23 protein-coding genes and 2 pseudogenes are annotated in these 21297 nt (G+C 65.1%); 15 read left to right on the forward strand and 10 right to left on the reverse strand.

Annotation, left to right across the window (positions count from 1 at the left end; all coding sequences use genetic code 11):
• Nucleotides 1–245 precede the first annotated feature (245 nt).
• From MKL01_RS31380 to MKL01_RS31390, 3 genes and pseudogenes are all read left to right on the forward strand, one after another.
• A pseudogene (locus MKL01_RS31380) lies at nt 246–569 on the forward strand (hypothetical protein); the annotation flags it as partial.
• A gap of 78 nt (nt 570–647) precedes the next feature.
• Nucleotides 648–1691 carry an IS110 family transposase gene (locus tag MKL01_RS31385; protein WP_243909092.1) on the forward strand — a complete coding sequence of 348 codons (1044 nt, stop codon included), beginning with the start codon at nt 648–650 and terminating at the stop codon, nt 1689–1691.
• A 287-nt stretch (nt 1692–1978) separates the two neighbouring features.
• Nucleotides 1979–2983: a YfjI family protein gene (locus MKL01_RS31390; RefSeq protein ID WP_243909093.1), complete on the forward strand. Its 1005-nt coding sequence runs from the start codon at nt 1979–1981 to the stop codon at nt 2981–2983.
• A gap of 315 nt (nt 2984–3298) precedes the next feature.
• Here MKL01_RS31390 and MKL01_RS31395 read toward each other — a convergent pair whose 3' ends face one another.
• Nucleotides 3299–3484 (reverse strand): hypothetical protein, encoded by a 186-nt coding sequence (locus MKL01_RS31395; protein ID WP_243909094.1) that lies wholly within the window; start codon nt 3482–3484, stop codon nt 3299–3301.
• A gap of 302 nt (nt 3485–3786) precedes the next feature.
• Here MKL01_RS31395 and MKL01_RS31400 point away from each other — a divergent pair, with 302 nt between their 5' ends.
• From MKL01_RS31400 to MKL01_RS31420, 5 genes are all read left to right on the forward strand, one after another.
• Nucleotides 3787–4461, forward strand: a complete 675-nt coding sequence (locus MKL01_RS31400; protein WP_243909095.1) for a recombinase family protein — start codon at nt 3787–3789, stop codon at nt 4459–4461.
• Nucleotides 4462–4923: 462 nt separating this feature from the next.
• Complete coding sequence (locus MKL01_RS31405) at nt 4924–5289, forward strand: hypothetical protein (protein WP_243909096.1); 366 nt, start codon at nt 4924–4926, stop codon at nt 5287–5289.
• On the forward strand, nt 5286–5525 hold the full coding sequence (locus tag MKL01_RS31410; protein WP_243909097.1) for a hypothetical protein: 240 nt from the start codon (nt 5286–5288) through the stop codon (nt 5523–5525). The genes MKL01_RS31405 and MKL01_RS31410 overlap by 4 nt, the downstream gene beginning before the upstream one ends.
• A 59-nt stretch (nt 5526–5584) precedes the next feature.
• Nucleotides 5585–6040, forward strand: a complete 456-nt coding sequence (locus MKL01_RS31415; RefSeq protein WP_243909098.1) for a DUF5681 domain-containing protein — start codon at nt 5585–5587, stop codon at nt 6038–6040.
• Nucleotides 6028–6366 carry a hypothetical protein gene (locus tag MKL01_RS31420; protein WP_243909099.1) on the forward strand — a complete coding sequence of 113 codons (339 nt, stop codon included), beginning with the start codon at nt 6028–6030 and terminating at the stop codon, nt 6364–6366. Before MKL01_RS31415 ends, MKL01_RS31420 begins: the two co-directional genes overlap by 13 nt.
• A gap of 99 nt (nt 6367–6465) precedes the next feature.
• On the opposite strand, the gene MKL01_RS31425 is transcribed toward MKL01_RS31420, so the two are convergent.
• From MKL01_RS31425 to MKL01_RS31435, 3 genes are all read right to left on the reverse strand, one after another.
• Nucleotides 6466–6672, reverse strand: coding sequence for a hypothetical protein (locus MKL01_RS31425; RefSeq protein ID WP_243909100.1), 207 nt, complete (start codon nt 6670–6672; stop codon nt 6466–6468).
• 432 nt (nt 6673–7104) lie between these two features.
• Nucleotides 7105–8136: a phytanoyl-CoA dioxygenase family protein gene (locus MKL01_RS31430; protein WP_243909101.1), complete on the reverse strand. Its 1032-nt coding sequence runs from the start codon at nt 8134–8136 to the stop codon at nt 7105–7107.
• A 456-nt stretch (nt 8137–8592) separates the two neighbouring features.
• A complete protein-coding gene (locus tag MKL01_RS31435; RefSeq protein WP_243909102.1) occupies nt 8593–9558 on the reverse strand; it encodes a peptidoglycan-binding protein in 966 nt (321 codons plus the stop codon).
• Nucleotides 9559–10465: 907 nt separating this feature from the next.
• Here MKL01_RS31435 and MKL01_RS31440 point away from each other — a divergent pair.
• The gene (locus tag MKL01_RS31440; RefSeq protein WP_243909103.1) at nt 10466–10753 is read left to right on the forward strand and encodes a hypothetical protein; all 288 of its coding nucleotides are present in this window, start codon (nt 10466–10468) and stop codon (nt 10751–10753) included.
• 167 nt (nt 10754–10920) lie between these two features.
• Here MKL01_RS31440 and MKL01_RS31445 read toward each other — a convergent pair whose 3' ends face one another.
• The 3 genes from MKL01_RS31445 to MKL01_RS31455 all read right to left on the reverse strand — a co-directional run bounded on the left by MKL01_RS31445 (nt 10921) and on the right by MKL01_RS31455 (nt 15355).
• Nucleotides 10921–13167, reverse strand: coding sequence for a PAS domain S-box protein (locus MKL01_RS31445; RefSeq protein ID WP_243909104.1), 2247 nt, complete (start codon nt 13165–13167; stop codon nt 10921–10923).
• Between the two features lie 1169 nt (nt 13168–14336).
• Nucleotides 14337–14582 carry a hypothetical protein gene (locus MKL01_RS31450; protein WP_243909105.1) on the reverse strand — a complete coding sequence of 82 codons (246 nt, stop codon included), beginning with the start codon at nt 14580–14582 and terminating at the stop codon, nt 14337–14339.
• A complete protein-coding gene (locus MKL01_RS31455) occupies nt 14579–15355 on the reverse strand; it encodes a Crp/Fnr family transcriptional regulator (protein WP_243909106.1) in 777 nt (258 codons plus the stop codon). Before MKL01_RS31455 ends, MKL01_RS31450 begins: the two co-directional genes overlap by 4 nt.
• 559 nt (nt 15356–15914) lie before the next feature.
• Between MKL01_RS31455 and MKL01_RS31460 the strand changes: the two genes are divergently transcribed.
• Entirely contained in the window at nt 15915–16373 is a 459-nt protein-coding gene (locus tag MKL01_RS31460; RefSeq protein WP_243909107.1) for a MucR family transcriptional regulator, read from the forward strand.
• 1149 nt (nt 16374–17522) lie between these two features.
• On the opposite strand, the gene MKL01_RS31465 is transcribed toward MKL01_RS31460, so the two are convergent.
• On the reverse strand, nt 17523–17726 hold the full coding sequence (locus tag MKL01_RS31465) for a hypothetical protein (RefSeq protein ID WP_243909108.1): 204 nt from the start codon (nt 17724–17726) through the stop codon (nt 17523–17525).
• Between the two features lie 182 nt (nt 17727–17908).
• Here MKL01_RS31465 and MKL01_RS31470 point away from each other — a divergent pair, with 182 nt between their 5' ends.
• Complete coding sequence (locus MKL01_RS31470; RefSeq protein WP_243909109.1) at nt 17909–18109, forward strand: hypothetical protein; 201 nt, start codon at nt 17909–17911, stop codon at nt 18107–18109.
• Between the two features lie 36 nt (nt 18110–18145).
• Here MKL01_RS31470 and MKL01_RS31475 read toward each other — a convergent pair whose 3' ends face one another.
• Both MKL01_RS31475 and MKL01_RS31480 read right to left on the reverse strand, forming a co-directional pair.
• The gene (locus tag MKL01_RS31475; RefSeq protein ID WP_243909110.1) at nt 18146–18382 is read right to left on the reverse strand and encodes a hypothetical protein; all 237 of its coding nucleotides are present in this window, start codon (nt 18380–18382) and stop codon (nt 18146–18148) included.
• Between the two features lie 102 nt (nt 18383–18484).
• Nucleotides 18485–18694, reverse strand: a complete 210-nt coding sequence (locus MKL01_RS31480; RefSeq protein WP_243909111.1) for a hypothetical protein — start codon at nt 18692–18694, stop codon at nt 18485–18487.
• 180 nt (nt 18695–18874) lie between these two features.
• Here MKL01_RS31480 and MKL01_RS31485 point away from each other — a divergent pair, with 180 nt between their 5' ends.
• The 4 genes and pseudogenes from MKL01_RS31485 to MKL01_RS31500 form a co-directional block, all read left to right on the forward strand.
• Entirely contained in the window at nt 18875–19285 is a 411-nt protein-coding gene (locus MKL01_RS31485) for a hypothetical protein (protein ID WP_243909112.1), read from the forward strand.
• A 189-nt stretch (nt 19286–19474) separates the two neighbouring features.
• Nucleotides 19475–19837 (forward strand): hypothetical protein, encoded by a 363-nt coding sequence (locus tag MKL01_RS31490; RefSeq protein ID WP_243909113.1) that lies wholly within the window; start codon nt 19475–19477, stop codon nt 19835–19837.
• Nucleotides 19838–19950: 113 nt separating this feature from the next.
• Nucleotides 19951–20922, forward strand: coding sequence for an alpha/beta fold hydrolase (locus tag MKL01_RS31495; protein WP_243909114.1), 972 nt, complete (start codon nt 19951–19953; stop codon nt 20920–20922).
• Between the two features lie 184 nt (nt 20923–21106).
• A pseudogene (locus MKL01_RS31500) lies at nt 21107–21297 on the forward strand (ABC transporter substrate-binding protein); the annotation flags it as partial.

Genomic DNA, 21297 nt, shown 5'->3' on the forward strand with positions numbered 1-21297 from the left:
ACCTTGAGAACGGTCGCAACAGCACGTTATCGCTCGCCGCACTCACGCGCTTGGCGCTGTTCCTCGGTCTGACCGAGTCGGGCGTACCACGGCCTCTGCCGCCTGGGATGGAGTAGCCACCTGCCTCGATGCGAGTGCGCCTTCGCGAGGAAACTCGGAACCCAAGATCAGAAAGGCCTCTGCGCGATCGGCACAGGCGTCATACCGCTACGCTTTCTTCACGCCAGGTGGCACAGTGCGCATCCATGCCGATCCGGCCCGAGCATCGCTTCTTCTACCCCATCGACTGGCCGCAGCTCTCGGCCTTGATCCGGTTCGGCCGGGCGAAAGGCTGCTGTGAGGGCTGTGGGCGGCCGCTTGGGCGGATGGTCTACCATCTCGGCGACGGTCGCTGGTGGGACGCAGATGCCGGCCGGTGGCGCGACGGGTGGGGCAGGCTGATCCAGATAGCTGCGGAGGCTGACATCCTCAGACGGGCTCGCCGAACGCAGGTCGTTCTGGCGGCGGCCCATCGTGACCACAACACCGCCAACAACGCGGCCGCCAACCTCGCCGCCTTCTGCCAGCGGTGATGGGGTGGACGGCCCCCGAACGGCATCGCTGTGCCAAGCTGAGGTCGTTGTAGATCTCATGCGAGGAGGCCGTCCGTGGATCAGATTAGCCGCATCGGTATGGATACGTCCAAGCACATCTTCCAGCTGCACGGCGTGAACGCGGCTGAAGAGCCCATTTTGCGCCGAAAACTCCGTCGCAAGGACATGATCGCGTTCTTTGAGCGGCTCAGCCCGACGCGCGTCGCCATTGAGGCCTGTGGCGCTTCACACCACTGGGCGCGCCTACTGCGCAGTTTTGGGCATGACGTTCAGCTTATCGCGCCGCAGCTCGTAAAGCCCTACGTCAAACGCGGCAAGAATGACGCCGCCGACGCAGAAGCCCTGTGCGAAGCCATGAGCCGACCGACCATGAGGTTCGTTCCGGTCAAAACCGCCGAGCAGCAGGCCGCGCTCATGATGATCGGCCTACGGGATAGGCTGATCCGCAACCGCACGCAGATCGTCAACGCGATCCGCGGCTATGCTGCTGAGTTTGGTATCACGGCGGCTCAGGGGATCGCGCACGTCGCGCCACTTCTCGTGCGTATTCAGGCCGATCAAGCCCTGCCAAAGCTCGCGCGCGAGCTGTTTGCGCTGCAGGCCATCGAGTACGAACAGGTCCAGGCAAAAATCGTTGCCATCGATCTCAAGCTGGCCGCGTGGCAGCGTGCCGACGCCTGTAGCACGCGCTTGGTGCGGATCCCCGGCATTGGGCCGATCGGGGCCGCGATGCTGATGTTGAAGACCCCTGCGCCTGAGGCGTTCCGATCCGGTCGGCAGTTCGCCGCGTGGATCGGGCTGACCCCCAAGGACCATTCGACAGCCGGCAAGGTCCGGCTCGGCGTCATCACGCGGGCTGGGGACGAGGCTCTGCGCCGTGTCCTCGTTGCCGGAGCCACGGCCCTCGTGCGGCGCGTCCGTGAAGGTCGATGCGGATGGGGGTTGGCCCTCTGGATCAAAGAGCTTCTTCAGCGCAAGGCGCCGAAGCTGGTCGCGGTGGCGGTGGCCAACAAGCTGGCCCGGATCGCCTGGAAGATGATGAGGACGGGCGAAGCCTACGCGGGAGCGCGAGCTCCTGCTACGCCGTGCGCCGTGTAGGGATCGGCAGAGCACGGATCGCCGGAAATTGGCGACCGAGCCGAGCTGATACGGAAGCTTGCAGGAGGACGGACAGGTGGCGTGATCGATCGATCCGAGACGTCAGCGAACCCGAATGTGACAGTGGCCGATCAAGGTCGCAGCGTTGATTGGGGCTGACGTCGCGGAGCCCATCTTGGCCAGCGTTCATGTGTGAACGCGTCAATAGGCCGGACATATGAACGCAAGCGATCCGATCATCCAAGCTGACTTCATCTTGCGAGCTGGGGGCCGTCCACATATGCCACATGGCCAGCGGCCTGCTCGCCGGAACGCTCGGCAAGGCCCGTGGCCACTGCCTGCGTCTGTCCGCCTTGCTGGAGTACCTGTGGTGGTGCGGCGGCACTGAGGAGTCGGAGCCGAAGGCGATCTCGCCCGATGCGGTGACGGCCGCGGCCGATCTGCTGAACGCCTACTTCCTGCCGATGGCTGAGCGGGTGTTCGGGGACGCCGTGATCCCCGTGGCCGAGCGACGCGGGATGCTATTGGCTCAGCACCTCCGGCAGAACCGGCTGATGGAGTTCAACGCCCGCGAGGTCCAGCGCCAGATCGGTGGCATGCTGCGCGAGGCGGCGGACATGGAGGCGGCCTGCAAGCAGCTCGTCGAGGCAGGGCTGATCCGGCAGCGGTTCACCCGGGCCGGCGAGGGTAAGGGGCGCAAGGCCCTGAACTACGAGGTCAACCCGGAGGTGCAAACCGACCGCCCTTTTGGCGTCAACCCGGGTTCTGAAAAGATCTCCCCCCCTGTGCCGGCAGTGCCAATGGCGCCGATAGCACCGATTTCGACGCAAACGGCGCCAACGGCACAAACGGCACAGGGGGGTAAGATAAATTCGGACGGGCGGGAGATCGGGCGCGTGTTCGAGGAGATGATCAGCGAGATCGGGCTCGAAGAGATGCTACGGCTCGGAGAGATCGCCGGCTTCAAGGTTCGGCAGCGGTACGTTGAACTGAGCCCGGCGGAGCGGGCCTTATTCCATCAGCGACACGGAGTCGGCGTGCTGGTCGGCGCGCGCCCCGAGCCGAGGCGTAAGAGCAAGAGGCGGCAGCCCGTGCCGTTCACCCACGAGACCCGGCGCCGGCTGACCGAGCACTACCGCGGACTACAGCACTCATCTGGTTCGCTGGAGGAGACTGCGCTGCTGAAGCACAACGTCCTGGCGATCTGGATGCTGGACGGGATCCCGACGGACTTCCTCGACGGGCTGCGGTCGATTGAAGATGGCGGAGCGGGCCTAGGCAGCTCAAGCTGAACAGTAATGGAATGTGATCGACGCAGAACTGATGCGCCTCAGCCATAGAAACAATTAACTTACTTCTAGATTTGGAACCCATCGAAGCAACCTCTGTTAATGCAATACGCCTCAGCGCGCATTAAAAAAAGGAACGGCCCAAGTCTTGGGAGGAAGCGCCCACGAGGGGCAGTAGCGTGCCGACGCCATCGGCCCGCTACATCTGTCCAATCGTGTGTCTCGCACATGGTTCCGAACAATTACTGCCCAGCTTCCGTAAGGTGGCGGGGTTTTATTTGCATGAAGCCCTGCGGAACGTGAGCATTTCTCAGGGTTTCAGCCGATCACCAGGCGGATTAACAGGGCAGCCACCGCTGAGCCCGCCAGAGCGATGCCGAGCAAGTACGGGCTGGGAAGCTGGTCCGTCGTGTCAACATCCTCACCCTGGCGGTGGACGGCCCTATTAGCGGCCTGATTGCTCGCAGAGCTGGTGTTCACATCCGGATAGATACGTGCGCTCATGGGGATCTCCTTCCCGTAGGAGGATCAAATCACCCTGGCCGGTATTCAGTGTTGCCGTTCGCGCCAGGTTCGATGGACGGCTGACCACTGAAGGTATCATCATCACAGACGAGCGACATGACCAGTTGGGACACGCACCAAATCCTGTAAGCAGGAATGCTGCGGATTGATTGGAATGCTCAAGCCAACACACAAACCCCGCTGCCCGAAAATTCTCCCGGTCCGCCGAGCGCTGCGAAGTAGTGCTTGACTGAGTCTGCCGGTGCTTTACAAATATCTCAACGAGGGTTGAGGTCTTCGTAATGGCAAGCGGCAATCACGTCCTGTACTACCGGGTCAGCACCGCTCGCCAGGGCGCCAGCGGTCTCGGCCTCGATGCGCAACGTGCTGCCGTAGCAGCGTTTTTGAACGGTGGGCGCTGGAAGGTCTGCGCCGAGTTCGAGGAGATCGAGAGCGGCAAGCGGGACGATCGCCCGGCGCTCGCCAAGGCTATTGAGGCGTGCCGGCTTTATGGGGCCCGGTTGGTGATCGCGAAACTGGATAGGCTCAGCCGCGACGCGCACTTCCTCCTCGGACTGGAGAAGGCTGGCGTCGACTTCGCGGCTGCCGACATGCCGAATGCCAACCGGCTGACGGTGGGCATCATGGCGATGGTGGCCGAGGAGGAGCGTCGGATGATCGGCGCCCGCACCAAGGCCGCCCTACAGGCCGCCAAGGCTCGCGGAACCGTGCTGGGCGGCTTCCGGGGCTACATCCCCACCAAGGCCGACACCGAGGCGTCTAAGGCCGCCCTAGCGGCCCGTGGAGTCGAGCAAGCCTCGCGGTACGCTCCCGTCATTGCCGAGTTGCGCGCCGCCGGCATCACATCCGCCAACGGCATCGCCAAGGCCCTCAACGAACGCGGCATCCCCACAGCCAAGGGCGGCCAGTGGCAGGCCGTGCAGGTTCAGCGGGTGCTGGCGCGGCTCGATGCCTAAGCTCAGGGCTGGCGTAGCCTGAACCGCTACCGAGAGTTCCCGGGCGTATTCACGCTGCTCGAGATATTGGCCGTGCTCTGTTCGAGGCTGAGCAGTTTACCCATCGGGTCTGTCACCTCGATGTCAGTATGGCCATCTTCCTGCAGCATCATAGCGAGCACGACAGCGCTCTCGACCATAGTCCGCGTCTGCTGAACGACGCCTCGTTGCGACTTGGCCGTAATGACATACTGCGAAGTTTTGGCGAAGGTCCTTTCCATATGCCCACTAATCATACGCAGGGCAGCCCTGCCTCATCGCAGGTTAAGCTGTGGCGCTTTTACGCGGCGCCGGCTTGGGCCGCTAGGAGCCCATCAGCAGGTTCCTGGCGCTGTCGAACGCAGGAAGCGCCAGCCGCTGGAACAAAATATAGTATGTGCTATATTATTAGCCTGATATCGCCAGATTGGGCCGGAAAAATCCATGAAAGGGCTCGGACGCAGCACGGTTACGAACGGCAACCGCCTCGGCGTCGGTCTCGACGGACGTACGGTCTGGGGGCGGCGAATGAAGGATCTCATTGAGCTGCACGTCGCAGACCTCGGTGGACATGACGTAATTTCCGAGGCCGAGCGCAGCCTTATCCGTAGAGCCGCGACCATCGCCACCGAGCTTGAGCGGATGGAGACGCAGTTCGCCGCTGCGGGTGAGGCCGATCCTCAGACGCTGGATCTCTACGCGCGGTCGGCCGGCACGCTGAAGCGCATCCTTGAAGGACTGGGCATGAGGCGTCGTCCCCGTGACGTGACGCCCGACCTCACCACCTACATCGAGGGTCGCGCGGCATGAGAGACTTGAACGCCCGCCTTCGGAAGCTGGAGAGCGCCATCCGCCCGCCGCAGCACCGCAAAGTGCGCCACTTCGCGATCGAGGGGCCGAGAGACCTCCCCGAAGGCGCCGCGACCGCGTTCCTCCGGGAGTTCGGCCACGACATCAGGGATGAAGACCTGAACATCATCCGGGTCATGGTCGCGGCCGGACGGGATCTGCCGCTGAAGGACATCACGGCGGAGTGCTACCGATGATGCGCGCTCCTGTTTTTTCCCTGTTTTTACAGGACACCCGAGAGGCCCGAGGCTGAGCCATGCCGAGCGAGGAAACCCAGTTCGGCGCCGGCCGGAGCGGCAACCCTGGTGGCCGACCGAAGGGCGCTCGCAACCGCACGACCCAGGCTGTCGAGGCGCTCCTAGACGGCGAGGCCGAGGTCCTGACCCGCAAGGCGATTGAGATGGCCTTGGACGGCGACGGCCCGGCCATGCGGCTGTGCCTCGACCGGTTGTGCCCGCCGCGGAAGGACCGGACCATCAGCTTCACCCTGCCGGAGATTGAGACCGCTGCCGACCTGACCAAGGCGACGCGGGCGCTGATGCAGGGCGTGGCGGACGGTGAGATCACACCCGCAGAGGCCGCCGAGCTGAGCAAGCTGGTTGAGGCGCACGTGAAGGCCGTCGAGGTCCGGGACGTCGCCACCCGCCTCGCCGCACTGGAGCAAGGTGCGGAGCAGGCATCGACAGGAGGGAAGCGGCAATGGCGGGCTTGATTGACAGGATAGCGCGGCTGGAGGCGGCGGCTGTTCCGCCCTCGACCGGCAAGTATCTCACCTTCCAAGTTGAAGCCTCGCAAGGGACGCCGACCGGCGACATCGTCACCTTCCTTCGAGACCGCGGCCACGCCATCCACTCCGAGGACCAGGTCTTCGTGATGAACCTCGGCGCCCACTTGGTGGCCACCGGGGCTCCGATCCGGGACCTGTCCCCGGACCTGCTCACGGAGAAGGATCGCGCGGCGGCCCCGCCGGCCGGGCGGTGGCCGATGGGCTGCGAGAGGTTCACGTTCAAGCTCGACAGTCCGGGGCTTAACGCATGAGCATCGCTGGATGTGATGGGCGCGCCCAGCAGGATGCTGCGCGCCAGTCCGGACACGACGGTCACGCGCATGGCCGGGGGGAAAGGTGCGCCATCGCGCTCACGTTCGAAGGCGGAGACGCCAAGCCTGGATCTTCTCCGCAAGCGTCTTCGCCGGACCGTCACATGCGAACCAGACGAACAGGCAGACCAGCACCGTGACGCCTGACAGGCTTGTGACATCGGGTGGGAAGCCCAGCACCTCGAACAAGCACACGAGCATCAGCGCCGCAGTGGTGCCCTTTATGCCAGCCGCGATCTTGCGCACCCGCATCCTGCGCGAGGGCCTATATTGCCCCGGCATCATAGGAGCCCACCCCCGCTCTGATCCTTGAACGCGTTGATTTTCCTACCGTCACGCATCGTTACACCCCCACCATGAGGATCGACAGCTTCGACCCAGGGGCGTTGATTTCTCGTGCTCGGGAGCCCGTCGAGAACGCGGTTGCAGGCGCAGGCCAGCGCATCGCTGGACGCTGTCGGCATGACGGTCGACAGTTCGCGCATCAGTCCAGCCAATACCGCATCGTACCCGCCCACGAGCAGGCCACATCGAACCGGCCTATGCTTCAGGATGGAAACGACGTTCCCGGTCATGGAACCGACCAAGCGTTCCTGATCGCTCTGATCCAATTGACACCCGAAAGAACCTTGATCTGCCGTCAATTTCGAGGGCGCTCGCGTGCTGTCTCGACCAGGATCACACGATCCGGGGCGGGGCGTCGGCGGTGAGGGGGCCGACCGGACGCCAGACGTTCTTGCGCAGGCCGAGCTGCTCCAGCCGGTCGAGGACCCACCACTCGATCCGGGTGCGTCGGCGGGCGAGCCCGGTGAGGGACCAGATATCGAACCCGGCCAGCGGAAGGAACGGGTTGTGCCGGTCGTAGGCCCAGACCTCGATCCGCGCCGCCGGCCGCAGCGACGGGCCGCGGGCGTGGAAGCCCACCGTGTCGCCGACAACCAGCGTGTTGCCCGGGACCGCGAAGGCCACCGGGTCGGCGTAGCCCATACGCCTCAGTTCCGCCGGGGAGGCCCGGAACGAGCCGCGGCCGCTGAGGCGGTCGAGCCCCCGCGCCGCCTTGATGGCGGTGCGACGCTCCCAGGCCAGCCGTCGCTTGGTCAGCCGGTGCGAGCCGGGAACATAGGTGAAGGGCCCCTCGTCGGCGGCGACGTCGGTGAGGAATAGCCAGGCCTTCATGGTCGGGTGGAAGGTGTCGATGTGGAAGTGCGTCTGCGGGTCCGGCGGCGCGTCGGTGACGTGCGACAGGATGGTCTGCACGGTCAGGATCGGTTCGCAGTTGAAGCTCGACACGTAGCGCAGGAGGTTCTTCCACTCCGGCATCGCCAGCAGCTGGCGCATGGCCGGCATCTGCCTGAGCGTCACCGGATCGAGCGGGATGCGGCGGGTGACGGTGTCGCCCTGGACCTGCTCGCGGCCTTCGGCGGCGACGCCGATGACCTCGGCGTAGACCGCCTTGTGCAGGTCGGCCGGCATGAAGTCGGCGCGCTTGATGAAGCCATCGCGCGCGAAGTCGGTCCGGTCCTGCGCGCTGACGAGATGGGCGAGCTGGCGGCGGCGCAAGGCCGCCATGGCATGGGCCAGACGCACCCGCACCGTGTGCAGTCCGGCGCGGTTGAGGGGCTCCGAACCGAGGATCGGATTGTCGACGAAGGACTTCGCCCCAGTCGCGAGCTGGGCGGCCCAGAGCGGAGATTTGAGGGTGTTGGACAAGAGCTGAGCAATTGGCATGTGTGCTGACCCTTATGGGCAACGCCAGCACCCCCAGCGGCCGGCGACAGCATCCGATCCATGAGTCGAGGCGAAAATTGGGCTAACAACAGGTTCGAGAGCGGGAATTATTGTTTCTGAGCGAGGATAATGGCCTCGGGCGTCGATCGTTGCCCGGTGGTCACGCCTCTATACTAACAAATGTTAGGAACGGGATGGGCGGCCAGGGTCTTATAGGAACTCTCGCCCGCTGTGGTCTTGGAAGGCGTTCGCCCGCCGGATGTAACCGACCGCCGCCCGCGGATCCCGGTGACCGGACCGGTCCATGGTCCGGGCGAGATCGGCGCCACGCCCCCCGCCATCGGGTTATCACGCCACCAGCCGTAGACACGGTTGGGGTTGCGCGCGCGGCCGGGCGAGCCGTGATGATATGGCCGCCCGGCCGGTGCTTCGCCGAGGCTATCGGCTGCCTGACGCTTCCTGCGCGTCGCCACCATTCTGTCCGGCGGAAGCGTTGGACTTTGTAGAGCCGGTCGTCTGCGGGTTTGGATTACCCGGCATGTTCGCATGGGCCGTCATGCCGCCCATGACTTCGCCCCGTTCCCAGCGCGGCATGCCGACTGAGGCGAGCAGGTTCGTGGTCAAGGTGCCGGTCGGCTCAAGGCCCTGCGCTTGCTGGAAGTGGGTCGCGGCGAGCGCCGTGTCGTTGTTCCAGTTGCCGTCGAGATGGCCGGCCGCATAGCCCCGCTGGTTGAGCACCTGCTGGATCTGACGCACACCTTCGGCATTCATCCAGAGCGGCTCACCGGGACTGTCAGCGCGCTCCATGATGATGCGCTGATTATCGACCTGCCGATCGCCTCCTGGGCCGGCCGCCTGGGTCGGCTGCGGCCGCGCCACGTTGGCGGCCTGTGGACCCGTGCCGTGCCCGGCCGAGAAGATCGGATCGGTCAAACCGAGTGCGGATATAAGGCCGACCTCAAGCCGCCCCGTCGGTTCGAGCCCATGCACCTGCTGGTAGCTGCGTGCTGCCTGAACGGTCGCGGGTCCCCAGCGTCCATCCAGCTGTCCGGTATTCCATCCCTGCTGGTTCAGAGCCTGCTGGATCTGCCTGACGCCGGCTGGGCTGACATAGAGCGGCGCGCCGCGGCTATCTGCGCGCTCGACGACGATGCGCTGATTGTCGGCTTGCTTGGTCCCCTGATCGCCGGCTTGGCCACCGCCCTGCCGGTCGCGATTGCCGAAGATGATGTCCTGCTCGAGACCGAGGCCATAGACGAGCGGGATGGTGAGCGTGCCGGTTGGCTCCATGTTCTGCGCCTGTTGGAAGCTGCGCGCCGCCGCCGCGGTCTGCGGGTTCCAGCGCCCGTCCACATTGCCCGTACTGTAGCCCTTCTGGGTCAACGCCTGCTGGATCTGCCGCACGCCCGCCGAGCTGACGAAGATTTGTGTGCCCTGTCCTTCAGACTGATCCTGTATTACGCGCTAGTTGCTGACAGCCGATTGCTGAGCTTGCGCGTACCCGCCGGCCAATGCGGCGAGTACAGTGCTCGCGAGGAAGATGTGCTTCAATCTCATAACGTCTCCTGCCAATCATCTGGATGCAGACGAAGACGCGAACCGGGGCGACCAGCACCTGTTTCCCGCGGAAGATCCCTCAGGAAACCTCCGTTGTGAGCCGATTTCGCAAGCCGGGTGGGGATTTACCCCGCGGGCGAGCCGGAACCGCGTCAAACCTATGGAAATGCCCGGATCGTCCCGCGAGACGCGTTCCGTCACCTTCGCGCCCACGAGGGCGGCCCGGCCGCCCGCCGATCCGGAAGGCCGACGTGACCGGTGTTGTTTCGCAAGACGACCAAGATGCCTGCGCGCGCGAAGCCGTCGCCGCGATCGAAGAGGTGCTGGAGCGCCGATGTCCTGCGATGAAGAAGGCGTTCTGGAGCGCCGTCGATAAGCTCTATCGGCTGGACGTCTCACCCGGCGAGCCATTCAAAGCGGCGCCTAGGCCAAGCCCGGACGCATCGCGCGGCTTGCCATCCGCGAGGGGCTCCAGGAGCAGGGAGATCGAGGGACGCGGATCGGAGGCACCCTGGGGAACGAGCCGGATGTGCGCGCCGCGCGGCGACGGGAGGATGGGGCAACCCACAGCTTGCAGACGTGCGGATGGTGGCTGCCTTCACTTTCGATCCAGTGGCAATGTCCGACAATTATTTCATCCCCATCTATATTCATTACATTTTGATATGAAGCAACGAACAAGACTATAAGTCAGTGAGGGAAAAAATTTATCTGATCGCACGTTTTCGCTGAAACGTCACCGAAAGGATGCCCAATGCACATCATCTCGACAGCTTTTAGTGTCACGCTTAGCTTCATCGCTTCGGGGACGGCGTTCGCACAGCCGCTGACCCCCGGTGGCTCGCCCCGAACAACTGGGGCGATCATTCAGTCCCAGCCCAACACGACCGGCAATGATCGTGATGTCGTGATCTCGCGCGGCGCCACGGGGGCCGACGCCATCACGACGGACCCGGCTGCTGGTGGCAATGCGAGCCACCCTGAACGGGCCGTGCCGAACGGAAGCGCTGGCGGCGGCAGCAACGGCCAAGGTGGTGGCTGAGGCTACTGAGCTTGGATGATTTTCCAAACCCAACAGCCTCGGGGCTCGGGGGGCATTTTGCTTCCCAGCAGGACGGCCGCCAGGACGCCGGCGTCGCGGGTGCGGGCTGGCGCCAGCGCCCGTGCAATCGGCGGCGGCGTAGAATGGGCGAGCCGCGACGATGCGACCTACGTATCGGATCGACCGGCAGGGCGCACGCCGGCCGCGGTTGCCATCAGAACCGCCTCGGGCAGGGTGCGGGCCCCGAGCGCTTCCATGACCCGGGCGCGGTGGATCTCCACCGTGCGCGGGCTCAGGCCGAGGGTTCGACCGATGATCTTGTTGGTGCCGCCCGCGAGCAGGCCTTCCAGCACCTCGCGCTCGCGCTCGGACAGCGCGGCGATCCGATCACGGGCTTCGTCCCGCCCGCGCGCCCGATCCGCCGCGGCGTCGATCTCGGCGAGCGCCGTCCTGACTACAAACAGCAGCGCTTCCGCTGTCCAGGGTTCTTCGAGGAAGTCGACTGCCCCCGCCTTCATGGCGCGGACCCCGAAGCCGACGTCGCCTCCGCTCGCGCCGACCGCCACCACGGGCAGGTGCGCGCGTGCAGCCTTCAGCTCGCTTGCGACGACTAGGTCGCCGGGCTCCGCCAAGTCGAGCACGACGCAGCCCGGCATCAGCGAGACAGCTACCTTGAGAAAGGCTTGGGCGCTGGCAAAAGCCTGCACCTCGTAACCGACGGCCTGCAGGGCGCCGACGAAGCCTCGACGGGCGTCGTCCTCAACCGCGATGACGTAAGCTCGGAGGCCGGTATCCGTGGTGATGTCTCGCGCGATCCCGCCCGCTGACCGGATGAGCCCGTCCTCGGCTGGGATCGGGAAGAAGGTATCGTGGATCCGTCGCACCGCATGGTCCGAGGCGCGGACGATACGGTACTCTAACACGAACGTCTCGCCGGAGCCGACCCGTTCCAGCGCCCGTGCGGCGCCGTCGCGGTCCTCCGGATGGACGCTGGCGAGCCAGCTCGCGATATCCGGCATGTCTTCGGGGAGCATACCCCAGACCTGCGCGAAGGCCGGGCTGAGGTAGTCGAGCCGCCCGCTCTCCAGGTCGGCGAGCCAGAGCACGTTCGCCGAATGCGCGGCAAAGCGCCGGAAACGCTCTTCGCTCTCTCGCAGAGCCAACTCGGCGCGCTTCTCCCGATCGATGTCCTGCACCACCACGATGGCGCCGTTGATCTCGTGGTCGACGTTGTGGAATGGCGCGGCCCTCACGCGCGTCCAGCATTCCAGGCCGTCTGGATGGGTGTAGACGAAGTCGACGCCTGGGACGACGGTTTCGCCTCGCAGACTTCGGGCCCCTGGGTACTCCGCGGGGCTCAACCGTCGCCCGTCTGGTGCGTAGGCCCGCCAGCGCCCGCTTGCCTCCGCCTCGACCGAGGGTATCCGGTCAAGCGCGTAGCGTCGAAGCTCCCGGTTCGCCAGCGCGATGGTGCCGTCCGGGTCGACGAGGCCGACCCCGATCGGCAGCTGCGCCAGCGTCGCCGAGAGCCGATGCTCGCTCTCGCGCAGGGCCGCCTCGGCACGCACCTGTGCGGTGACTTCGACCACGACGCCGACGAACGACACTGGCAGACCGGCCTCGAAGCCGGTGCGTCCGTGCGTCGAGACCCAGCGCTCGACGCCGTCCTGAATGCCGATCACGCGGTACTTGATATGGTACACGCCGTCGCCGGTCGGGTCGGTGCAGTGCGCCACCGCCGCCTCGACGCGCGGGCGGTCGTCCGGGTGGATGGCGGTGAGCCAAACCTGTTTGTCGATATGCGCGTCAGGGGGGAGCCCCCACAGCGCCTTCAGGCGTGCGTCCCAATCGAGCACGCCGGTTTGCGGATCCCAGGAATAGGCCGACAGACCGACGAGGTCGACGGCGGCCTGCAGCCGTGCTTCGCTCGCCTGCAGCCGGGTCTCGGCGCGTTTGCGGGCCGAGATGTCCGTGGTGATCGTCGCCGCGCCGATGAAGCTCCCATCCACATCGTAGAGCGCGAAGGCGCGCCAGTGGACCGTCATTCCGGACCCGCCGCCGAAATGCCGGAAGCGCAGCTCGTCCTCCCAATGACCAACCTGCAGCAGCGTCGGTAACGCGACGTCGCGGATGACGGCTTGATCGTCCGGGTGGAAGAAGTCCGTGATCGAGAGGGTCGAGACGTCGTCGTCAGGGCTGAGCCCGACCATCTCGCGCCCGGCCGCGTTCACGAACACCGGCCGAAGGTTCGTGTCGGCGATGCCGATGAACACCTGAGCCTGCCGGGCGAACGCCGCGAACAGTTCATCAGGCGATGGCGCTTGTGCCGTCCCAGCACGGGCTAGCAGGCCGTTGAGGCTCGGGTCGTGCCGAGCCGGCCTGTCGTCATCCCTCGGCGAACGATCCTGGGGCATGCGGGCTCGGCCTTCTTCAGCGACGGCGGAGCACCGGTCCTGAAAGGCGCTGAAGGTACGAAGGCCTGCGCCAACGGCGATCCATCGTCAAACAGCCTTATGAAATCTCATATATGCGAAAGATACAAATTATATCTCGCATCATGCGCAATATTATTGTGCTCAATCGGATGTTAACCGCTATGATTCTTCTGTAACATAAGTTAATTATTAAAATGAATACACGAACATTCGATAATAGTTCTTGCGAAAGCATAGATGTGATTTGAGCAAATGCGATAAGCCGGCTGGACGGTGAGCACGTGCGCAGGCCGCGGTGATGTCTGAGAAGGGCGGGGAAGCAGGCCGTGATCACTCAAGGTGGCTGCCTTGAACATTTCTATGGCCCGCTGCTGGGTCTTTGCGGTTGAAGCAGCGGCTTTCGCGGATCGACCCAGACCTGGTTGGCTTCCTCAGTCCGGCCACTCTCAGAGTATACGCACCGCAGCTTGCCTGGTATAAACCTATGTTGTTCATCGGCCGCGGCTAGTACGCGCAGCACCGCAGAAGAGGCCGCTGACCGTTCGCCTACTGCCCGCTGTGTCTCCGTCTGGCCGCTCCGCGTAGGAAGCTGCAGCATGCTCGCCGGAGCCGCGGTGAAGATTAGGTCCGCGAGATGAAGAAAGCTGCCCCGCTGCCTCCTCTGATCACGGCTCAGGCCCGCTGAGCCGCCTCCTGAACGAGGGCCAGATGCCGACGCCGCTCCTCCGGATCTTGGATACGCTGGTAGGCCCTGAGCAGGGCCGCGCATTCTGGTTCAAGCTCGGCAACCGTCGTAGCCTTGTCCTCAAGGCATTGCGCCGGAATAGCGGCGTCAGGCAGCTCGTACAGCGCAGCCGGCGGTACCTGCAGCGCGCTGGCAATGCGTTCTAGAACTCAGCGCGAGGGTCTGCCATCCAACGACGCGGAGCGGCCCAAGCTATCATAATTGGAGGGTTCATCGAGAGATGACTTACGCCGACCAGATCCGGCGCTGAAGACCCTCGCGGATGCGCTGCTGATGGCATTGGGGCGCAAGCTCGCCCAGCAAGAGGTTCAGGACCGGCGCAGGCGCATGAACCGAGCACCGTGGCGCCCCCTCACTTCCCGATTTGATCACAAGCAAGCCGGCGGGGGCATTTCGAACCAGCTCAGCCTGCGTGCGTCAGCCGCTTCTCGATCCAGATCTGCGCTGCGTCGAGGTCGGCAAACAGCGGCGCGTTCAGGTCATCGACCCGCCCGAACCCCGCCTCCAAGAACCATTTGCCCACATCATCATCATGCTGCTCGGAGAGGCGGACCAGAACCGCGACGAGAAAGCCCTCGTGGAACACGAGTTGGCTCTCTTGGTCCTCGCTACCGGTGGCAACCTGCACGGGCTGAAGGCGCAGGTTCATGCCGCGTCCCTCCCTACAAGATGCAGGTAGTTTGGCTTGAACTCGGCCAGCGCCTCGAGCCGAGGCAGATCCAGGATCTGCAGCTGCCGCTCCGACCGCTCAATCAGGCCACGCTCCCTCAAGCCCCTGAGCATGCGGTTGACGTGCACGGAGGTGAGGCCGGTGGTGTCGGCCAGATCCTCCTGGGTGATCGGAAGCGCGTAGCCGTCGCCGGCCGTCCGGCCCACGGCGCGCAGCCGCAGCAGCAGTTCGCACATGAGGTGCGCGATACGCTCCTCGCCGGAGCGGCGGCCGAGGTTGACCACCCACTCGCGCAGGGTCGCCTCGTCCACCAGCGTCGCCAGTCGCAGGGCATGCGTGATGTTGGGGTGGCCCCGGAGCAGATCCTGTATCGTGTCGAGGTCGATCCGCACCACCTGGCAGGCCGAGAGCGTGCCGATCGCGTGGTCCATGGCCTTGAGCATGGCCACGTCGAGGTCGCAGTAATCGCCCGGGACCAGGTAGGCCATGATCTGGCGGGCGCCGTTCGCCCGCAGCTTGTAGCGGCAGGCGATGCCGTCGAGGATCAGGTAGACGCCGTCTGGCTTGTCGCCCTCGCGTATCAGGTCGGTCCCGCGCTCGACGTGCTGCGGGTTCGCGCTGATACGCTCCAGCACGGCCCTGTCGTCATCGGAGAGGGGGGCGAGGCTCTCAAGCTTTAGGATGAGGGGGTTGTTGGTCCGCCCACTCGCCCGCGCCGTGCCGTCACCGGCACCTGTATCGTCGTTCTGCATCGCCTCTCACCATTCGTGCGTAAGCTTGCCGACTGGGTCGGTCGCAGTCGTTCCCATACGCCACGGGTGATGCACCGACAGTGCGCTCAGTGCCCTGCGAGTCTGGGGACCGAAACCGTTCCATCCGGAAGATCTAATCTAGATCATCCGTCCGCGTTGGGTAGCGCATCGATGTGTCCCGACATAAAGCGTCAGGTTTCGCACACTAAGGCCGATCAAGCGCGACTCTCGACGCGCCCCATCCACGGAAACTTATCTGAGTATTAGTTCGGGCCGGCGCGATAGGCTCACGAGGTGGTGAGGCTCGGTGCCGTTCGTCGCGACGCAAGCGCGATGGACGGGGCAGGGGAGCCGCGATCGCTCTCCGGCATGGTGAAAGAAATCCCGAGCGTCGGCCCCCGGCGCGTGAAGCTCCAGCTCAATGGTCAAAACGGGGTATCGCGAGCGAGATATGCGCAACCAGTATGCCCGCAATGCTGGGCTACAAGCATGTTTTGAGTTGCATTCGCCTTCTCAGCGCCACATGTCACGAGTCTCAAGGTAATCAGGACCGAGTGAAGTGACCGAGCAAACCTTAGATCGTGAGCCGAACTTCATAGAACTGGCCGGCGCGATTGTCGCCGCATATGTCTCGAATAACTCCGTCCCGGTCGCTGAGCTTCCGAAGCTGATCCAGAGCGTGCACGGCGCAATCTCTGAATTGGCCTCCGGCACCACCCGGAGTGCGGTTGCCTCGGCTGCCGAGATCGACAAGCCGAGTGCGGCGCAGATCCGCAGGTCGGTTCGTGACGACGGCATCACCAGCTTCATCGATGGCAGGGCCTACAAGACGCTCAAGCGCCACCTGACCAGCCACGGGCTCGACCCGCAGAGCTACCGTGACCGCTATGGCCTGCCAGCCGACTACCCGATGACCGCCCCGAGCTACGCCCAGCAGCGCTCCGCCCTGGCCAAGGCCATCGGCCTCGGTGTGCCGGGCGGCCGTGCCGATCGGCGCAGGACCGGCACCGACGGCTGATCGCGGCTGGGCATGGGGGGTTGCGGCCGTTCTGCCATCCCTACAGCGGCCACAGCGGCATGAAGGCCCCAGCGAGTTGAAAGAGATGGACCGGTCGCCCGAAAGTGTCGGCCCAACTCAGTCGAATGATCTGGGCGCTCGGTGACCTGGTCGTGCCCCTCTCGACAGCCTTTGAAGCTCGTCGCTTGGCGGCTCCGATCCAGCGCACCACCAAGTGTTCTCGCCCGCGGCGCGAGGCTGATGGCCGCTCAGGCTTTGACCAATGCTGGGCGGGGCGGGCGGCGTCGCGCTTAGCTGGAGACATGAGCGACGCTCCCCGCCAGATCCCGGTCTCAGGCCGTTGCCGGCAGCGTGGCTGCAAGCAGCGTCGCATGTCCTATTTGAGATAGATAGGGAGGCGTGCTCTCCCAACTCAGGAGGCTGTCAGTCGCGTCGTGTTCGCTGCGACGTGTGCGCGGTACCGGGCGACGACGGTCTCAGGCGAGCCATCAAGCATCCGCTTCGTCATCGCCTCGGCGGCAGCGTGAACCTTCCACCATCCACTGCGCCTCGGCGAGCCCTTCGCTGCCGCTCCAGGCGACGCGGCCCAAGATCACGCTGCCGAGGTGCGGTCGGCTCAGCCTCGACTGCCCCCTCTGGCAGGGTCCCGGATTGGGAAGGATCAGGCGCTCTTCAGGTTGGCGGCGTTCTCCGTGCAGCTGCGACGGTCAGCCTCGACGTCGCAGGAAATCTCCTGTCCCTCAACGAGATCGTGCATCCAATTGCACATGGATGAGTTGAAAGAGAGGGCCCGGCAATTATTGGTCCGTGAGGACTCTGCCATGCCAGCTCAGCTCGAAGTTTTGCCTGAAGACGTTCAGAGATTTGCTGCGCTCGCACGGATTAAGATTGACAGGCGGCTCGCTCAAATCCCGGCGCGCACGAGACCGCGATTTTGGACCATCATCGCGAACGTCTATGGCCGAGGTCTCACCAGAGACGCGGTGTCTGCTAACCTCCTCCAAGCGCTGCCGGAGATAGCGGACGGCGGCAGGAATTAAAATCCAGGCGCGCCACCTCTTCAAGATGGCGCCAAGAACGGCGCTATCGGGGGCACCGAAACCTGCACCGATCAGCAGCCGATACAGAAGGGCATTCCAGTTCAGAGCATCAACTTCCGATCTGACCTACGACGTGCTCGATCTTGTCCAGGGCACCCTCGATTGTTTCCAATTGCTCCTGCAGGTCTTCGACTTTTACGCGGCCAGGTTTTTCCTTCGTCCACCAAATTCCGTTGTCGATGACCTCCAACACGCGACCCAAACGGGCATGTTCATGCTTGAGGGACGCTATAAAGTCGGTGCTGGTTCTCATGATAATCTCCCTGCTTGGCCGTCCTCATACCGCAGTGAGGGGGTGAGAGCGAGCAGCGGGGCTCGGCGCGGTTCATCACGGCCAGGCGCCGGATACGCGACACGGGGCGAGCCGCAAGGCGATCCCGCCGTTTCGCCTTCGCTCCCCTCGTGGATCGCCGAGCGTGCCCCCACATGCTGAGGATGATCACCTTCAAGCCGAACCCTCACAAGCTGCGGGTCACACCATCCTCGAAGGAGCCGGGCCGGTTCGATTGGTCGATCACCTGCGACGGTGTCGTGGTGCGCCAGTCGGTTCGCTCGTTCGGTTCGGAAGGGGCTTCGGAGGCGAACGGCGACGCGGCGTTCCGGGAGATCACATCGCGGTGGCAGAGCGCGCGATAGGTGCTGCCACTGGCAGCAGGCAGCTCTCTCTCTTCCTCATAGGGCCCTCGCGTAGCCCGGAAGAAGGTCAATCGCCTGCGCGGTCGCTTGAGAGAGGCGCACCTCGGTCAGAGTGACCTCGGCGCCTTCCCTGACGGCCCCCTTGACGATCTGCACACCCTGATCAGGATCATCGGCGATGACCGCGTAGAACAGCGTGAGCAGGCGCTCTGGCGCATCCTCGTCCGGGAGCGCGACCTTCACGATGAAGGCAGTTTGGTTGGGCTCTGTCATCGACCGGGCTTACACGGCCGCCCGGTATCGCACCATGGGAGCCTCCCGGCACGCGCGCGACACCAAGGTGGGCAAGCGAGGGCTATGCAGCCAGGATCAGACTCATCCGGCAGTCCCGGTGTCGGGCTCCGGGATGCCAAGCCACTCCAGCGCCGCCGGACGCGACCCGAAGGTGCGCCATTGAGATGTGAACGGCGCCGGCCTCTGGGCCGCCGGCATCTCGTCGAGCAGCTCAATCTGCCACATGTCGCTCAACCCGCTGCTGGAGATGAGCCGAACCAGGGCTGCCATCACGACGCCATCGCGCAGCACGTCGTAGCAACGTCTCCCGCGCCGAGGCCATGTCGTCCGCCCTCAAGCCACGTGGCAGGTCGCCAACGCCGCCCACCGCGCCGCCGCACACTGACCCCGTAGCCGCGCCGGACTGACCGGCACTTGCACCTCTCCACCACAACCGACCCACCGCCACGAGCCCCACTAGGAGCGCGAACCGTGAAACACGTCCGCATCCCCGATTTCAGCCAGCCCGTCCCGGTCCGCGCCACGTCGAGCGCTTGCCGTCAGCTCCCCGTCGATCGCCGCTACCGCAACCTGCCCGACGAGCCCCAGCCCGGCACCATCGATCCCTGGCAGGCCGTCGCCCCCGTCCGGCCCGACACCGCGCACAACCGCAGCCTGCGCTTCCTCGACGTCGCCGGCGAGCTGCTGGCCGCCTTCGCCATCATCGGCGGCGGCATGGTTCTGACCGGCTTTCCGGCACGTATGCGACGGCCTCCCGCTCTTCGACCCTCAGCCAGTCGCCTCGTGGATCGCAAACCAGCAGCGGCCAAGGCGCCGCAGCGTGCCGCCGGCTCGTTCCAGCCCAGGGCGGACCTTGGGACGGTCCGCTTCCATGCCGCTTGATGAGGCGAGCGCCGGATCTTTCCTCGACCACAAGGGATCGTTCGCGAGATCCGTGTGTTGGCATGTTGCACCGCAACAATCCCGGCGATCATCCAGCGGCCGCGCGTATCGCTCGCTGTCGCTCCGATCGCGCAACCTGCCTCTCCGGCAGAGCGTGGCTCAACCGCTCGCGGTACAAAGGACCCTTTCATGCGCCTCGAACTCTCCCTGGCGGCTTCAGCCCTTCTGCTCAGCGTCACGCAGCTCCCGGCTCGGGCCAGTTCCTGCGCCGAGCAGATCGGGACGATCGAACGCCGGCTCGACAGCGCAGGCGCTGTTCACGTGGCCGGTCTCCAAGACGGCCATGTGATCCGGAGCAGCCATTCGCCGAAGGCTCTCGCATCAGCGCCGGGTGGCGACCCCAGCGACGCCGCGATGATCCCCACGTCAGCCCACGTCGCCGACGCGCGACAGCTGCTCAGCCGCGCGGCCGAGGAGGATCGCCACGGTCATCAGCGCGCATGCGAGGACACGATGACCCAGGCCAAGGGCATGATCGGCGCGCTGCCGTAGAGCGGTGCAACGGCCCTCGCCTCGACGCTCGTCCCCGCGCCGACGCCACTGCATGACTTCAGAGCGATCCGGTTGATCGCGGAGCATGTCCCGCCGTCAACCAGGATCACCTCATGTCACGCCATTCCTCCACCGGCCGTTGGCTCGGTCCGACGCTACTCGGGTCCGCCGCGGCGCTCGCTGCATCGGCGCTCTACACGGCCGTGAAGACGCGGGACGCCGAGCACGAGACCCCACCAATCGGTGAGTTCATCACCGTCGACGGGGTGCGGCTGCACTATGTCGAGCGCGGACGCGGACCGGCTCTCGTGCTGATCCACGGCAACGGCATGATGATCCAGGATTTTCTGGTCAGCAGCATCGTCGATGATCTCGCCAAGCGCTACCGGGTGATCATCATCGACCGACCCGGCTGCGGCTACAGCGATCGCCCTCGGGGCCTCTGGACGCCGCGCGCCCACGCCACGCTGTTCCAGAAGGCGCTTCAGCAGCTCGGCGTTACGCAAGCCGTCGTGCTCGGTCACTCCTGGGGGGCGCTGGTCGCGGTCGCCCTCGCGCTTCAGGCTCCGAAACTCGTGCGCAGCCTCGTCCTGGCCTCCGGGTATTTCTACCCGACGCTGCGCGCCGACGTCGTGCTGTCCTCCCCGGTCGCGATCCCCGGCATCGGCGACCTGATGCGCCACACCGTGTCGCCCGTGGTCGGTCGGGTCCTGCAGCCTGCCATGATCAAGGCGATGTTTGCACCGGCCGCCGTCACCGAGCGCTTCGACCGCGAGTTCCCGAAGGCCATGATGCTGCGCCCGCTACAGCTGCGTGCCTCGGCGGAGGACGCCGCGCTCATGACGCCGGTGACTGTCGAGTTGCAAAAGCACTACCGCGACTTGAAGCTCCCCGTGGTGATCATCGTGGGCGGTGACGACCAGATCGCCGACGTCGACCGGCAGTCGAAGCGCCTGCACAGCGAACTACCCGACAGTCACCTCATCGTCGTGCCCGGCATGGGCCACATGATCCAGCATCTGGCGCCGACAGAGGTCATCGCCGCGATCAACCGCGCCTCGGAGGTGGTCCGCGAAGCTGCCTGACGAATAGGCTCGCGTGCGGACTTCCGTTCCCCGTCCGCAGCGGGCCGCGCATCATGCCCGGTCCAGCAGATTGGGGAGCATCGTCCCGGCCGCTGCGAGACGTTCCCGCCTCAACGCCATGGCGGGATCGCAGGGTGTCACCGTCGGTCTCGCACGGGATCTTGCTCAATCCGCCGGCGCGCCGGTGGCCTTCACGGTGTTCCCGTATACCGGTGAGATCACCGAGGCGACCGTCGCCGGCTTGATCGATGTCACCTTCATGCCCATCGACGGGGCGCGTCGGCAGACAGTCGATTTCGGTCCAGGCTACCACGATCTAGTGAGCACCTACCTCGTCACGGAGGCAGCCGGCGTCTCGGATGTGGAAGGAGTGGA

Source organism: Methylobacterium sp. J-070, assembly GCF_022829385.1.
Lineage (GTDB): Bacteria > Pseudomonadota > Alphaproteobacteria > Rhizobiales > Beijerinckiaceae > Methylobacterium.